We start from the raw sequence: 14,531 nt of genomic DNA on the forward strand, positions 1-14,531 counted from the left end.
CGGCGTCACGCCGCCTCCCGGTACCCGGGACGATGCCGGTCCCCGGTGTCCCGGCACCCCCGAGACTCGCGCGAGGCCCCCTATCCGCGCCAACCGCGCTGGTAGGAGGCGTATTGCTGCCCCAGCCACTGCCAGTTCTCCAAGCTTGGGCACGGTGATCGAGGCGTACGACATGCGGACGTACATTCCAGCCTGGCACGGGGCGCTCTCCCGCATCCACGTCGAGCCGGTGACCGAGGAGATCGCCAAGGGGGCCGTCGGCCTTCTCGAGGAGGCCGGTCTCCACGGGCACAAGTACGCCATCGACGCGGCCCTGGCCGCCGTCGCCCTGCGGCAGCCGGGGCTGGTCACCGTGTTCACGTCCGACGAGGAAGACCTGCGCAAGTCGTGCGGCGACCGCGTGGTGGTCATGGGGTTGTGACGGTTGCCGGGCGGGAGTGACGACACCGGTCGCGTCCTCGGAGACGGCCTCCCACAGGCTCGTCTCCTCGGGCATCCCGTGCTCCGCCGGCTGACCCCGGGGCCGGAGGGGCCTCAGTGTTTCCGGTCGGCCAGGGCCACGGCGACCGTCAGAGCGGTGCCGGCGAGGAGCGGCGTCGTCATCGCGGCGAGCAGCCATCCGGGCACGTCCGGGTCGGGCGCGGAACGCCACAGGATTCCGCAGCCCATGAGCAGGGAGAGCCCGATGAGCGTGTTGAACAGCAGCAGGGCTCGCGCGATCCGGCGTGCCGACGCGCGGCTGCCGGGCCTGTTGAGGAGGAACGAGAACGACCCGGCGGCGGACGACGGCTTGCCCGTGTCCGCCAGTTCGTCGCGTGGTGTCATGCGCAGGGTCAGCTCGGCGCAGCCGGTCATCAGCACCGTCATGCCCGCGTATAAGAAGACCAGGATGAACGCGCTGCCGATCGACCGGTCCGTCCAGGCGTCCACTCCGTCGGCGCCGATGTGCTCCGGTATCCGCGCCGGCAGGTGGGGGTAACGGATCGCGCCCCAGACGCCCATCACGGCGAGGAGGACGGCGTTGGGGAACAGCCAGGATCGCAGAGAGGAGGAGAACACCATGACACTGATCATCCGATGAGAAGCTGAGGCCAGGAAGAGGTCACTGTCCGAAAGTCGGCTCCGGGGCGGGGCAGTTGCCGCCGTCAGGCGGTCCTCGGCGGTGGTTCCGGGGCCCACCGGTGCGCCTCACCAGCCGGGATAGCGGCTCCACCACTCGGGGTCCCACCCCTTGACGTACTCGCTGCCGCTGGGTGAGTCGTCGAGTTCCAGCACCAGGTCGCGGGCCAGGGCGTCCAGGACCCAGGCCAGTTCGTGACGGCCGACCAGGTCGACGGGCAGGGCGTCGGCCCCGTGGACGGCGCCGAGCAGCGCGCCGGTCACGCAGGCGACGGATGCGCCGTCCGGGGCGCCGGCCGCGAACTCCAGCGCGGCCCGGAGGCCGGCCCGTCCGGGGAAGGAGGCCGCCGCGTAGAGGCCGCCGAGCAGGGCCGAGGGCGCGGTGGCGTCCGGTGCCAGGTGTGCCAGGTGTCCGGCGTTCGCCGGTTCGTCGGCCGCGAGCCGGAAAGCCGCCCGGAGGCGGCCGTACTCGTGCTCGGTGACGTGCCGGGCGGTGGCGGGGAGGGCGGTGATGCCCGCGTGCAGCGCTTCCCGGACGGTCTCGGCGGAAGGGGCGGACGGGGCGGGCGGGCCGCCCGCGGGGGCGGGGTGGGTCAGGCAGTGGTGGACCAGTGCGGCGGCCTGGGTGGCGGCGCTCTGCGCGGCCGGGTCGCCGTGCGTGAGGGCGGCGACCGCGCCGACCTGGGTGATGCCGCCGGCTCCGGTGACGGCGATCGGCAGGCACCGGGTCAGCGCGTGGCAGCCCCGGCTTGGGGTCGCCATCCGCTCCTGGCCCTCCTCGATCCGGGACAGGGCCGTCACCGTCGCCGGTGCGCTGCCGCGCCGCTCGGCCAGCGCGGGCACACGCGCCAGCCAGCCGTCCGGCCACGCCCTGGTCCCCTGCGGATTCCAGCGGCGCCGCATCTTCTCGGCCTCGATGCCCTGCAGGGCGGCCCACCGACAGTAGGCGTGCAGGACCACGCCGGGCGCGTAGCAGATCCCTTTGTGGTTTCCGCGCACCTGCGCGCGGATGACGCCTTCGGCGGTGAAGCAGGCCAGTTGGGTGCTGACACCGGCGCGCAGCGGGCCGGCGTCGGGCGGCGCGCCCCGGGTTCCGCCGAGCGTGTCTCCGAGCGCCAGGCCGAGCATCATCCCGCGTACGCGGGACTGCCTGGCGAAGAGGTTCCTCTGGTGGTCTTTCTCGTGGGGCAAAGGAACGCGGTCTTTCCTGTGGGGGACGAGGAGGGCAGGTCTCAGAGCCCTGCCCGTTTCAGCAGCACCGGCAGCGCCTCCGGTTTCACCTTCTGCACCGACCGCACCTGCCCGAGGCCCAGTTCCTCGCGGCTCACCGGGTCGCGGTACAGCGCCTTCGTCGCCTCGGGCAGCAGGGTCGCGGCGACCAGGTAGGTGACGTCGGGGTCGTCCGGCTCCTCCCAGGGCTCCTCGTCCACCTCGGCCACCGCGGCGACGGCCGCGTCCGGGCTGGTGAAGAAGAACCAGAGGCGGTCGCCCGGGCGCATACGGTTGCGTCGGCCGAGCCAGAGCTCCAGCTCCGGTTCCTCCTCGGCCAGCCGGCGGACGGTCTCCTTGCCGAACGGCTCGCTGTCCAGCGTGTCCCGGTGCGGGTTGAGGATGTAGATCCAGTCCGTCACGGCTTCCCCCTCGATCAGGACACACGGCCCACGGCGACGCGACACACAGCGGTGCGGCGCCCCATGGTGCCATGGATCCCGGCTGATGCGCGTACGCATTTTCGAGCCCGGGCGGTCCGGGCGGGTGTGCAGCCGTCTCCTCGGAGGAGACGGCTGCACACTCCGAGCGGCGTTCAGGTCACCGCGGGGGCCTCACCGCTTCTGCTCCACCCGCACCCAGTCCACCTCCGCCTGCACTCCCCCGCCCGCGATCCGGTCCACGCTGGACTGCGGCAGCCCCCAGTACGGGCTCGTGACCTTGTTCCAGCCGGCCGGGTAGGCGCCGCCCAGGGCCAGGTTGAGGATCACGTACTGGTCGTGGCCGAAGACCCACTGGCCGCGGGTCGACTCCAGTTTGTTGCGGGTGGTCTCCTGGACGAGCCGGTCGTCGACGTAGAAGCGCATCGCCGTCGGGGTCCACTCCACCGCGTAGGTGTGCCACTGGTCGGCCCGGCCGCCGTTCGGGTAGGTCTGGCGGGCGCCGATGTTGCCGTCGGCGGAGTAGCCGGGGCCGTGCAGGGCGCTGCTGGTCCAGTCCGCGTAGCCGACGTTCTCCATGATGTCGGTCTCGCCGGAGGACGGCCAGGAGACGGACGGGTGGTCGACGTCGCTGCCCAGCAGCCAGAAGGCGGGCCAGAAGCCGTCGCCGACGGGGAGTTTCATGCGGGCGCTGACCCGGCCGTAGGTGAAGTCGAACCTGGTGTGGGTGTCGATGCGGCCGGAGGTGAAGTCGTAGGTGCCGCCGCCCGCCTGGGTGCAGCCCTTGCAGTGCTTCGCGCGCAGGACCAGGTTGCCGTTCTCCGTGCGGACGGTGTCCGGGGAGTCGACGTACGCCTGTGCCTCGCCGTTGACCGGGCCCATCTCGGTGCCGGTGCGGACCACGCGCCACTTGGAGCGGTCCAGGCCGGCGCCGGTGAAGTCGTCGAAGAACGTGGTCTGGTAGGTGCCCTGCTGCTCGCCGGGCAGGGGCGGGTAGGCCGCCGACGCGCTGCCGCCCGTGCCCCAGACCTGGAACTCGTAGAGGGAGTAGCCGAACTGGGCCGTGGCGGGCGCCGGGTTGTAGAAGGAGCGGCGTTCCTTGCCGAGCATCCGGACGTAGCGGCCCTGCGCCGGCTGCGGGAGCCGGATCGAGTCGTGGACGCCCGTCGCCTCCGCCGGGGACTTCACGTTCGCCCGGCGGGCGGCGACCTCGCTCGCCGACGGGCGGTACACCGTGCGCCAGGTGCGGTTGTCGTCGGACACCTGCAGTTCGTAGTCGACGGCGTACGCCGCCTCCCAGTACAGGTCGACGGTGTCGATCGTGGAGGTCGCGCCGAGGTCCACCGCCACCCAGCGGTCGGCGTTCCAGTCGCTGGACCAGCGCGTCGCGTCGTCCTTGAGGTTGGCGGGCAGGCCGCCGTCCGTCACGAACGCCGGGGAGTTGCCCGCGTGCTGGTAGTAGTTCGCGTAGGCCGGGTGGTGGAGGGCGAGGTTGGTGCGGGTGGTGGACGCGGGGGCCGGTTCGCCGCCGTAGACGCGGAAGGAGTAGAGGGAGTAGCCGTAGGGGGTGGCGCGCTGCACGCCGCGCATGCGGACGTAGCGGCCGGTGGCCTCCTGGGGGTAGGTGTGCGCCGTGACCGTGCCGCCGGTGCCGTCGGTCTCCGTGTAGAACGGGGTCCAGTCGGTGCCGTTCTTCGACACTTCGAGGACGTACTTCTTGCCGTAGGCCGCCTCCCAGTCGAGGACGACGCGGTCGACGCGGATCGTCGAGCCGAGGTCGACGCGGATCCAGGCGTCGTCGGCGAAGTCGCTGGACCAGCGGGTGGAACCGTTGCCGTCGAAGGCGGCGCCGGCCGCCAGGCCGGCGTTCTCGCTGCCGGAGGCGGTGACGGCGGCCGGGTTCGCGGCGTAGGCGGCGCCCGCCCGGTCGGTGTCCCAGGCCGCCGCGGCGGCGGGCCGCGGGGCGGGCGCGGCGAGGGCCGGGACGGCGGGGGCGGTGGACAGCAGCGTCAGTGCGGCGAGGGCGGTCAGGAGGGTGCGGGGGGTGCGGGGGGTTCTGGATGACATGCGGCTCTCCTCGGGGAGTGGGGTTCCCTGCGGGGCTTTGCGTGTTCATGACATATGCGGGGTGGCGTGCGCCGTGCCCGCCTGCCCATGGCTCTCACGTGCCCATGGCTCTCACGTGCCCATGGCTCTCACGTGCTCATGGCACTCGCCCGCGCGCGGCACTCGCCTGCCGCGGCGCTCGGCGGTGCCCCGGCGGCGGCCCGGTGGGCGCGAGGGTCCCGTCTCCGCACTCCCGCCGGGCCGCCGCGGTCCTCAGGCCGCGCGCCGGACCTGGCCCCGGTGGGCGCGGATGATGTCCGCGTACCGGTGGCCGGCGCCCTTGATGGTGCGGGTCTGGGTGGCGTAGTCGACGTGGACCAGGCCGAACCGCTTGTCGTAGCCGTACGCCCACTCGAAGTTGTCCAGCAGCGACCAGGCGAAGTAGCCGGCCAGCGGCGCGCCCCTGCGGGCGGCCGAGGCGCAGGCCGCCAGGTGCCGCACCAGGTAGTCCTGGCGCTCGGGGTCGTCGACGGTGCCGTCGGGGCGGACCACGTCGGGGAAGGCGGAGCCGTTCTCGGTGACGTACAGCCGGCGCGCCCCGTACTCCTCGGTCAGGCGCAGCAGCAGCGTCTCGATGCCGCTCGCGTCGATCTCCCAGTCCATGCCGGTGCGCGGGACGCCGGGGCGCCGGACCGTGCGGACGTGCGGGGCCGGGCCGGCGGGGTCGTCGGCGACGGTCTGCGGGAAGTAGTAGTTCAGGCCGAGCCAGTCCAGCGGGGCCGCGATGGTCTCCAGGTCGCCCGGCTTCTCCGGGAGGTCGACGCCGTACACCTCGCGCATGTCGGCGGGGAAGCCGCGGCCGTGCACCGGGTCCAGCCACCAGCGGTTGGTGTGGCCGTCCATGCGGCGGGCGGCCTCGACGTCCTCCGGGCGCCCGCTCGCGGCGTGGACGGTGGAGAGGTTGTTGACGATGCCGACCTGCGCGCCGGGGGCGGCGGCGCGGATCGCCCGGGCGCCGAGGCCGTGGGCGAGCAGCAGGTGGTAGGAGGCGCGGACGGCGGCGGTCAGGTCGGTCCAGCCGGGGGCCATCGTGCCCTCCAGGTGGCCGATCCACGCCGAGCACAGCGGCTCGTTGAGGGTGGCCCAGTGGGTGACGCGGTCGCCGAGGCGTTCGGCGACGACGGAGGCGTACGCGGCGAAGTGCTCGGCGGTGGCGCGCTCCGGCCAGCCGCCGCGGTCCTGCAGGGCCTGCGGCAGGTCCCAGTGGTAGAGGGTGACGGACGGGGTGATGCCCGCCTCCAGCAGGCCGTCGATCAGCCGGTCGTAGAAGGCGAGGCCCTTGGGGTTGGGCGGGCCGTCGCCGCCGGGGACGATCCGGGGCCAGGCGATCGACAGGCGGTAGGCGTTGGTGCCGAGCCGGCGCATCAGGTCGATGTCCTCGCGCCAGCGGTGGTAGTGGTCGCAGGCGACGTCGCCGTGGTCGCCGCCGGCGGTCTTGCCGGGGGTGTGCGAGAAGGTGTCCCAGATCGACGGTGCGCGGCCGTCCTCCGCCACGGCCCCCTCGATCTGGTACGCCGAGGTGGCCGTGCCCCACAGGAAGTCGTGCGGGAGTGCGGCGTAGTCGATGGTCACGTGAGTCCCTTCGGGGCGGGGGGAGCCGGTCACTTGACGGCTCCGGCGGTCAGTCCGGCGACGAGGTAGCGCTGCAGCAGCAGGAAACCCGCGACCACGGGGACGCTCACCACGAGCGAGGCGGCCATGATCTGGTTCCAGTACACGTCGTTGAGCGTGGAGTAGCCCTGGAGGCCGACGGCGAGCGTGCGGGTGGTGTCGTTGGTCATCACCGAGGCGAACAGCACTTCGCCCCAGGCGGTCATGAAGGCGTACACGGCGACCGCGACGATGCCGGGGACCGCGGCCGGTACGACGACCTTGAACAGGGCGCGCAGCGGGCCGCAGCCGTCCACCAGCGCCGCCTCGTCCAGGTCGCGCGGCACCGAGTCGAAGTAGCCGATCAGCATCCAGATCGAGAACGGCAGGGAGAAGGTGAGGTAGGTGAGGATCAGGCCGCCGCGCGAGCCGAACAGGGCGATGCCGGTGGCGTTGCCGATGTTGACGTAGATGAGGAAGAGCGGCAGCAGGAAGAGGATGCCGGGGAACATCTGCGTCGACAGCACGGTGACCGTGAAGACGCGCTTGCCGGGGAAGTCGTGGCGGCTGACCGCGTAGGCGGAGAAGACCGCGATCACCACCGAGCAGACGGTCGCGGCGCCCGCCACGATCAGGGAGTTCACGAAGTACTTCGCGAGCGGGACGGTGGACCAGATGTCGATGTACGGGCGGATCGTCAGCTCGCTGGGCAGCCAGCGGAACTCGCCCGTGACGTCCGCGAGCGGCTTCAGCGAGCTGGAGACCATGACGTACACCGGCAGCAGGACGAAGCCGGTGAGCAGGGTGAGGAAGATCCGCCGGGACCACAGGAAGGAGCGGGGCGGGGCCATCGGGGACCGGGGCGGTTTCACGGGGCGGTCCTCCGTCCGCGGGAGGTGAGCACGAGGTAGACGCCCGTCACGACGAGCAGGAAGAGCAGCAGCAGCACGGACATCGCCGAGCCGGTGCCGAAGTTCCAGGTGACGAAGGACGCCTGGTAGATGTGGACCGAGATGAGGTCCGCGGCCTCCGGGGCGGTCCTGCCGAACAGGACGTACGGGGTGTTGAAGTCGTTGAACGTCCACAGGAACAGGACCAGGACCAGGACCTGGTTGACCGGGCGCAGCGACGGCAGGGTGATGCGGCGGATCTGCTGCCACGTCCCGGCGCCGTCCAGGGCCGCTGCCTCGTACAGCTCCCGGGGGATGTTCTGCAGGCCGGCCATGACGATGAGGAAGGCGAACGGCCAGCCCTTCCAGACCGACACCGTCAGCAGCGCGACGAAGCTGTTGTCGCCGATCAGCCAGAAGGCCGGCTTGTCGGTGAGGCCGAGCTGCTCGTGCAGGACGTGGTTCACCAGGCCGTTGTCGTGCTGGAACATGAACACCCAGGTGATGACGGCCGCGTAGACCGGCAGCGCGTACGGCACCAGGAACAGGGCGCGCAGCAGGCCCCGGCCGCGGAAGGTGTCCTGCATGCAGACCGCGGCGGCGGTGCCGATCAGCCAGCACAGGCCGACCGACAGCAGGGTGAAGGCGACGGTGACGAGGAAGGAGTGCAGCAGGGCCTCGCCGACGGGGGCGTCGAAGTCCACCGACACCCGGTAGTTGTCGAGGGCGGCCCAGGGGGCGGCGCCCCAGTCGCGGATGTAGAACTGGGTGAGCTGCTTGAAGCTCATCACGATGCCGATCACCATCGGCACCAGGTGGACCAGGAGTTCCAGCAGCAGGGCGGGCAGGAGCAGCAGGTAGGGCAGGCCGACACGGCGGATCCGCCCGGTGCGGCGGCGGGGGCCGCGCGCCGCGCCGGGGGAGCTCTTGCGGACCGGCGGCCCGGCGGTCTCGACGGTGGCGGTCATCGTGCTCACTTCGCCGGCATCTGCTGCTGCGCCTTGCCGAGCCGGGCCTTGACGGACTCGGCGGTGACCGGGCGTCCGGCGGCGGCGTCGGCGAACAGCTCCTTGATCGCCGTACCGACGGCCGTCTCGAACTGCGACTCGTCGGCGACCTGCGGCAGCGCGACCGCGCTCTTGGCGAGGGTGTCCTTCAGCACGGCGTTGGCCGGGGTGTCGAAGGCGGGGTCCGCCTGGGCGGACTCGACCGGCGGGATGGTGCTGTAGGCCTTGTTGAGGATCTTCTGCTCGGCGTCGCTCGTCATGAACTTCACGAACTCGGTGGCGCCGTCGAGGTTGTCGGTGTTCTTGAAGACGGCCAGGTTGATGCCCGCGACCATCGAGTTGGCCTGCCTGCCGGGGCCCGGCGTGCCGGACTGCACGGGCACGGGCGCGACGCCGTAGGCGTCCTCGCTCATGCCCTGGGACTTGAGGTTGGCGGACGCGGACTGCCACAGCAGCATCGCGGTCCTGCCCTTGGCGAAGTCGCTCACCGACTGGTTCTGCGCGTACTCGGCGTTGCCCGGCGCGATGACCTCGTCCTCGGCCATCAGGTCGACGTACTGCTCGACCGCGGCGACCACCCCGTCGTCGGTGAAGTCGGGCCTGCCGTCGGCGGTGAAGAAGTCGGCGCCGTGCTGCTGGGCGAAGACGAAGGCGTGGTGGACGTTCTCCGAGGGGTTGGACCCCTCGGCGCCCAGGCCCCACCTGCCGTCCTTCGACAGCTTCTTCCCGGCCGCGACCAGCTCGTCCCAGGTGGCCGGCGGCTCGGCGATGCCGGCGTCGGCGAACATCCGCTTGTTGTAGTAGAGCGCGTACGCCATCGAGTACAGCGGCACCGCGGCCGGGTCCTCGCCCCGCGCGCCGGTGGAGGCGAGCGCGGAGTCCACGAAGCGGTCCCGGCCGCCGATCTTGTCGAAGTTCTTCTCGTCCCAGGGCAGCAGCGCCCCGGTGGCCTGCAGCGAGGCGCTCCAGGTGTTGCCGATGTTGAGCACGTCGGGGCCCTGGCCGGAGGTGGTCGCGGTCAGGATCCGGTTCAGCAGGTCCGACCAGGGCACGACCTCCAGTTTCACCTCGATCCCGGTCTGCTTCTCGAACTTGTCGAGCTCCGGCTGGAGGACCTTCTTGTCGGCCTCGACGCTGGCCCCCTGGTTGGAGGCCCAGTAGGTCAGGGTCCTGGGCGAGTCGTCGGACCCGCCGCCGGTGGGCGAACCACCGCCGCAGGCCGAGGCGGCGAGGGCGAGAGACAGGGTGACGGCGCCGGTGGCCGCGGCTCGGATGCTGCGCATGGCTCCTGGAGTCCCTTCCGGGAGACACGGGAAGTGCCTCATGGCTTAATTTAGGACGTGAGTTAAACCCCGATGGATGGGCCCGTCAAGGGTTTGGACACGCTCATCGAACTTGGTCGCAGCTCTTGACGCATTCGTTTCGCGGATGAACCATTCAGCGGCGAGAGAGCGCTCCCCTCACCCCCACCTCGTTCACTTCCTGAACCAGGAGAGCCGCCCCATGCCTTCCGACTCCCCGTCCTCCCGGCTGCCCTCGCTCGGCCGCCGCACCGTCCTCGGCGCCGCAGCCGCCGCCTCCGCCTCCGCCGTCGCGGGGCTCGCCGCCACGCCGGCGTCCGCCGCCGCCCCGGCCCGGGGACGTCCGCGCGCCCTGCCCGGCGGCGGCGACCTCGGCCCGAACGTGCTGGTCTTCGACCCGTCCACGCCGAACATCCAGGCCAAGCTGGACGAGATCTTCCGGCAGCAGGAATCCGCGCAGTTCGGCACCGGCCGCTGGGCGCTGCTGTTCAAGCCCGGCACCTACCACGGGCTCAACGCCCAGATCGGCTTCTACACCTCCATCGCCGGCCTCGGCCTGTCCCCCGACGACACCACCATCAACGGCGACGTCACGGTCGACGCGGGCTGGTTCGGCGGCAACGCCACGCAGAACTTCTGGCGCTCGGCGGAGAACCTGGCCGTCGTCCCGGTCAACGGCACCAACCGCTGGGCGGTCTCCCAGGCCGCCCCGTTCCGCCGGATGCACGTGCGCGGCAACCTCAACCTCGCCCCGGCCGGCTACGGCTGGTCCAGCGGCGGCTACATCGCCGACAGCCGCATCGACGGGCAGGTCCAGCCCTACTCGCAGCAGCAGTGGTACACCCGCGACAGCGCGATCGGCGGCTGGCTCAACGGCGTGTGGAACATGGTGTTCTCCGGCGTCGAGGGCGCCCCCGCACAGGGCTTCCCCGACCCGCCGTACACCACGCTCGACACCACCCCGGTCTCCCGGGAGAAGCCGTTCCTGTACGTCGACGGCGACCAGTTCCGCGTCTTCCTGCCGGAGAAGCGCACCAACGCCCGCGGCGTCTCCTGGGGCAACGGCACCCCCCGGGGCACCTCCCTGCCGCTGACGCGGTTCTACGTCGCCAGACCCGGCGTGTCGGCGGCCACGCTCAACCAGGCGCTCGCCCAGGGCCTGCACCTGCTGCTGACGCCGGGCATCTACCACGTCGACCAGCCGATCCGGGTCGACCGCCCGGACACGGTGGTCCTCGGCCTCGGCTACGCGACGATCATCCCCGACAACGGCGTGACCGCGCTGAAGGTCGCCGACGTCGACGGCGTACGGCTGGCCGGGTTCCTGATCGACGCCGGGCCGGTCAACTCCGCGACGCTGCTGGAGGTCGGCCCGCGGGGCGCCGCGCGCGACCACTCCGCCAACCCGACCACCGTGCAGGACGTGTTCATCCGGATCGGCGGGGCGGGCGCGGGCAAGGCCACCACCAGCATGGTGATCAACAGTCGCCACACCATCGTCGACCACACCTGGGTCTGGCGCGCCGACCACGGCGACGGCGTCGGCTGGGAGACCAACCGGGCCGACTACGGCGTCGTCGTCAACGGCCACGACGTGCTGGCCACCGGCCTGTTCGTGGAGCACTTCAACAAGTACGACGTGCAGTGGTTCGGCGAGCGCGGCCGCACCATCTTCTTCCAGAACGAGAAGGCCTACGACGCCCCGAACCAGGCCGCGATCCAGAACGGCCCGATCCGGGGCTACGCCGCCTACAAGGTCGGCGACAACGTGACCGCGCACGAGGGCTGGGGCCTGGGCAGCTACTGCTACTACAACGTCGACCCGACGATCGTGCAGCACCACGGCTTCGCCGCGCCGGTCCGGCCCGGGGTGCGCTTCCACGGCCTGCTGGTGGTGTCGCTGGGCGGCAACGGACAGTACGCGCACGTCATCAACGACACGGGCGCGCCGACGTCGGGCACGTCGACGGTGCCGTCGACGGTGGTGTCGTTCCCCTGAGGGGTTCGCCCGAGGCGTTCCCCGGCGCCCGCCCGCCGGGGCGGACCGAGGGCCGTACGGTCTGACGGCCGGGTGCCGCGGGCGGCTCCTTCCGGGGACGGGAGGGGGCCGCCCGCGGCGCTGCCGCGCCGGCGCCGCCGTGCGCGCCGGTGCCGCCGTGACCGGCACGGAGGCGCGCCGCCGGGTGCGGGCGGTGCGTGAGCTATGGGCGCATCCGGAGATTGCGCAACGGAGTCCAGTGGCTGGTCAGAGTCCCCCCTTTACCACTCCCTGCGGCTCGCCGTTGACCGTTACCGCGGGGTCGGTCTCCACCATGCGCACGGACATGTCGATCGGTGCGGGGCGGACGTTGGCCGTTTCGGCTGCCGAGAGGTGTCGAACGTTGGAGGAACCGTCGGCGAACGGGCGGACGGTGTGGGCCAAAAGTCGGGTCAGCTCATCGTCGAGGCCGTGCTGCAGGGGTGTGCCGTCAGGGCCGAAGGAGTCGATCTCGCGCTCGGCAAGCACCACGCCGGTCTCCGCGTGGGTGGCGGTGAAGCGCAGAATGCCGCTCTCGTTGTAGCGGAACCTGATCTCGATTTTGTTCCGACGGGTGTCCTGTTCGCGGGTCGGGAGTTTCACCTCGATGTTGGCCATAGGGAAAGCGCGGTCGCTGTCGGCCGGGTAACCGACCTCGCCCTCGATCACCGGCACGCGCACGAAGGAAGCGCCCGGCGTGTCCGGGTAAAAGTTGGCCGAACCTTCCGCAGGGAGCGTGGCGTTGCGCCGGATGATGGCGCGGAAGCCCTTCTGTTCACCCGCGCTCACGGCCGTTCCCAGGTCGTAGCTGGTCACCAGGGAGAAGTCGCTGTCGTCGCCGAGTTCGCCGTCGAGAGAGGCCGCGTAGATGGCCGCACCCCGGGCGACGGCAGTCATGGGCCGGCACAGGCCGCTGTCGACGATGCGGTCGTGACCGAGGAGCTCGCCCAGGGCGTGACGTACCTGGGGGATCTGCGAGGTGCCGCCGATCATCAGGACGGAGTCGATGTCGTCTGGGGTGATGGCCAGGTCTTCCAGGGCCTGCTGGACCGGCTCCAGGGCGCGGGTGATGAGCGGGGTGATCGCCTCGGTGTACTCGGTCGCGGTGATCTTGACCTCACGTCTCGAAATCGAGGGGGCGAGGCCGACCGGGAGGTCGAAGAAAAGCGCGCCGTCCAGCGGCACAGAAGACAGAGCGATCTTCGTCAGCTCGACCGACCGGCGCCACCGGCGTCGTTCCGCCTTGGTGAGCTGGTCCGCGGTCAGGCCGATCTTCCGCTGGACCAGCTGGGCCAGCGCGTTGTCGAACTCCAGGCCGCCGAGAGCGGTGATACCGCGGGAGGTCTGCTCCTCGAAGAGGCCGTCGTCGTATTCGAGGACGGTGACGTCGATGGTGCCACCACCCCAGTCGAAAACGAGGAAACGGCCGGGGATCGGGACGTCGTGGACGTACGAAATCGCAGCCGCGGTGGGCTCGTTGAGCAGGGCCCGGACCTTCACGCCGCCGAGCGCGGCCGCGGCACGGGTGCGGTAGCGAGCGCCGCCCGTGGCGTTGGCGGGAACGGTGACGACCGCGGCGGAGAGGTCGAGCAGCTGGGCGGAGACACCTTCCTTCATCCGGCTGAAGAGGGAGGCGGCCGCGACCGTGCTGTGGAACTTCTCCGAGCCGACCCAGACATGATGTTCCTCGAGCTGTGCGGCGCCCTCGAGGCCGTCGGCGTCGCCGTCCTTCTCGGCGCCGGAGCGGGTGCCGAGCATGCGTTTCACGGCGTCAAGCGGCTCACTGGTGCCGGTCTTCGCCTCCCAGCCGAAGCAGAGGGTGCGCTGGAGGTCACGGACAGACAGCACGGAGGGGAAGAGCTGCTCGAACTCCGACATCTGCCACTGGGCGGGTACGTTGCCACCGTCGACCGGCAGTACTTCGGTGGTGTGCCCGTTCCAATGGGCCACCACGGAATTACTGGTGCCGAAATCGATACCGAAGATCATCGCGTTCCCCTTTGCTTCATCCTGCGGTCCCCGTTCTCCCCAGGCCGGGGGTGGGACGCGCTGTTTCGCCCCCCGTTGCCTCTCTGCTGCTTCTCGGGGTCTTGGCCCCGGTGGTGCTTCTTTCTCCCTGGCTGTGCGGGAGCGCCCTTTTTCAGTTGCTTCTTATCGGCTTCTGCGTGGTTCGCCCGGCGCTTCTGCCCGGGTTTCATTTTGTTGGCCTGGGAGAATGGTGCCTCAGCAACGGCCCGCAGCCAGCCGCGCTCGACGAGTTTCCCGGACTCCTTGTCGACGTAGGCCGGCGCGACAAGCTCCAAGGTGACCGGGCCTGCCTTCATCACGCCGGGCTGGTCCTCCACGACGTTGAACAGCGACTGATCGCCGGTGTCGCCGATGATCTGCAGACCGGCCTTCGCCGCTTCGTGGTCGAGGCGGGTCAGCACCACCTGCAAGGTTTTCGCGTCCAGCGCCTGCCTGTGTAGGACGGCCAGCTGGGCCAGGTGCATCTGGCGCGTGCGGATGCTCTCCATGACGCCCTTGCGTACCGCTTCGGTGAACTGGGGAAGCACGCGGCGCATCAGCTCGGCCCGGAGGACGGACACCAGATCAGCCTCGGTCTCCTTGTCGGCCAGCGCTGCAACCAGTTTCTCCGTCGCCTCCTCCAACTCCTTCTCCACCACAGGCAGGAGCTTCTCGTTGACCGACTTCAGGATCGCGGCGGCGTCCAGCGCCCCCGGGGCGAATTCGGGCAAACCGCTGTCGGTGAACCGCCAGGGAGCGGCCTCGGCCGCCCTGCGCTCACCACGACTGCGCACGCTTCCGCTGTTCGGCCCGCGTCCTTGCTTCTGCCGGGATCCGTCACGGGG

12 protein-coding genes are annotated in these 14,531 nt (G+C 71.0%); 2 read left to right on the forward strand and 10 right to left on the reverse strand.

Annotated features, from left to right (window positions below):
- Window positions 1-145 precede the first annotated feature (145 nt).
- Window positions 146-421: a hypothetical protein gene (locus ABD363_RS03620; protein ID WP_425577932.1), complete on the forward strand. Its 276-nt coding sequence runs from the start codon at window positions 146-148 to the stop codon at window positions 419-421.
- Between the two features lie 113 nt (window positions 422-534).
- Here the strand turns inward: ABD363_RS03620 and ABD363_RS03625 are convergent, their stop codons facing one another.
- From ABD363_RS03625 to ABD363_RS03660, 8 genes are all read right to left on the reverse strand, one after another.
- Complete coding sequence (locus ABD363_RS03625; RefSeq protein WP_344599959.1) at window positions 535-1,062, reverse strand: DUF1648 domain-containing protein; 528 nt, start codon at window positions 1,060-1,062, stop codon at window positions 535-537.
- Between the two features lie 126 nt (window positions 1,063-1,188).
- On the reverse strand, window positions 1,189-2,310 hold the full coding sequence (locus ABD363_RS03630) for an ADP-ribosylglycohydrolase family protein (protein ID WP_344599873.1): 1,122 nt from the start codon (window positions 2,308-2,310) through the stop codon (window positions 1,189-1,191).
- Between the two features lie 41 nt (window positions 2,311-2,351).
- A complete protein-coding gene (locus ABD363_RS03635; protein WP_344599874.1) occupies window positions 2,352-2,750 on the reverse strand; it encodes a hypothetical protein in 399 nt (132 codons plus the stop codon).
- Between the two features lie 192 nt (window positions 2,751-2,942).
- Window positions 2,943-4,835 carry a discoidin domain-containing protein gene (locus ABD363_RS03640; RefSeq protein ID WP_344599875.1) on the reverse strand — a complete coding sequence of 631 codons (1,893 nt, stop codon included), beginning with the start codon at window positions 4,833-4,835 and terminating at the stop codon, window positions 2,943-2,945.
- 252 nt (window positions 4,836-5,087) lie between these two features.
- Window positions 5,088-6,446: a GH1 family beta-glucosidase gene (locus tag ABD363_RS03645; RefSeq protein ID WP_344599876.1), complete on the reverse strand. Its 1,359-nt coding sequence runs from the start codon at window positions 6,444-6,446 to the stop codon at window positions 5,088-5,090.
- A 29-nt stretch (window positions 6,447-6,475) separates the two neighbouring features.
- Entirely contained in the window at window positions 6,476-7,315 is an 840-nt protein-coding gene (locus tag ABD363_RS03650; protein WP_344599960.1) for a carbohydrate ABC transporter permease, read from the reverse strand.
- A gap of 17 nt (window positions 7,316-7,332) precedes the next feature.
- Complete coding sequence (locus ABD363_RS03655; RefSeq protein ID WP_344599961.1) at window positions 7,333-8,322, reverse strand: carbohydrate ABC transporter permease; 990 nt, start codon at window positions 8,320-8,322, stop codon at window positions 7,333-7,335.
- Window positions 8,323-8,327: 5 nt separating this feature from the next.
- Entirely contained in the window at window positions 8,328-9,644 is a 1,317-nt protein-coding gene (locus ABD363_RS03660; RefSeq protein ID WP_344599877.1) for an ABC transporter substrate-binding protein, read from the reverse strand.
- Between the two features lie 220 nt (window positions 9,645-9,864).
- Between ABD363_RS03660 and ABD363_RS03665 the strand changes: the two genes are divergently transcribed.
- Window positions 9,865-11,661 (forward strand): coagulation factor 5/8 type domain-containing protein, encoded by a 1,797-nt coding sequence (locus ABD363_RS03665; RefSeq protein ID WP_344599878.1) that lies wholly within the window; start codon window positions 9,865-9,867, stop codon window positions 11,659-11,661.
- Window positions 11,662-11,907: 246 nt separating this feature from the next.
- On the opposite strand, the gene ABD363_RS03670 is transcribed toward ABD363_RS03665, so the two are convergent.
- Complete coding sequence (locus ABD363_RS03670) at window positions 11,908-13,668, reverse strand: Hsp70 family protein (protein WP_344599879.1); 1,761 nt, start codon at window positions 13,666-13,668, stop codon at window positions 11,908-11,910.
- The gene (locus tag ABD363_RS03675; protein ID WP_344599880.1) at window positions 13,665-14,480 is read right to left on the reverse strand and encodes a hypothetical protein; all 816 of its coding nucleotides are present in this window, start codon (window positions 14,478-14,480) and stop codon (window positions 13,665-13,667) included. Before ABD363_RS03675 ends, ABD363_RS03670 begins: the two co-directional genes overlap by 4 nt.
- Between the last annotated feature and the right edge of the window lie 51 nt (window positions 14,481-14,531).

Source organism: Streptomyces glaucus (genome assembly GCF_039533365.1).
Taxonomy (GTDB): domain Bacteria; phylum Actinomycetota; class Actinomycetes; order Streptomycetales; family Streptomycetaceae; genus Streptomyces; species Streptomyces glaucus.

Bases quoted from the DNA above. Each gene is read 5' to 3' on its own strand.
- ABD363_RS03625 (WP_344599959.1), bottom strand. From the start codon at position 1,062: ATGGTGTTCTCCTCCTCTCTGCGATCCTGGCTGTTCCCCAACGCCGTC.
- ABD363_RS03640 (WP_344599875.1), bottom strand. From the start codon at position 4,835: ATGTCATCCAGAACCCCCCGCACCCCCCGCACCCTCCTGACCGCCCTC.
- ABD363_RS03650 (WP_344599960.1), bottom strand. From the start codon at position 7,315: ATGGCCCCGCCCCGCTCCTTCCTGTGGTCCCGGCGGATCTTCCTCACC.
- ABD363_RS03655 (WP_344599961.1), bottom strand. From the start codon at position 8,322: ATGACCGCCACCGTCGAGACCGCCGGGCCGCCGGTCCGCAAGAGCTCC.
- ABD363_RS03660 (WP_344599877.1), bottom strand. From the start codon at position 9,644: ATGCGCAGCATCCGAGCCGCGGCCACCGGCGCCGTCACCCTGTCTCTC.
- ABD363_RS03665 (WP_344599878.1), top strand. From the start codon at position 9,865: ATGCCTTCCGACTCCCCGTCCTCCCGGCTGCCCTCGCTCGGCCGCCGC.
- ABD363_RS03670 (WP_344599879.1), bottom strand. From the start codon at position 13,668: ATGATCTTCGGTATCGATTTCGGCACCAGTAATTCCGTGGTGGCCCAT.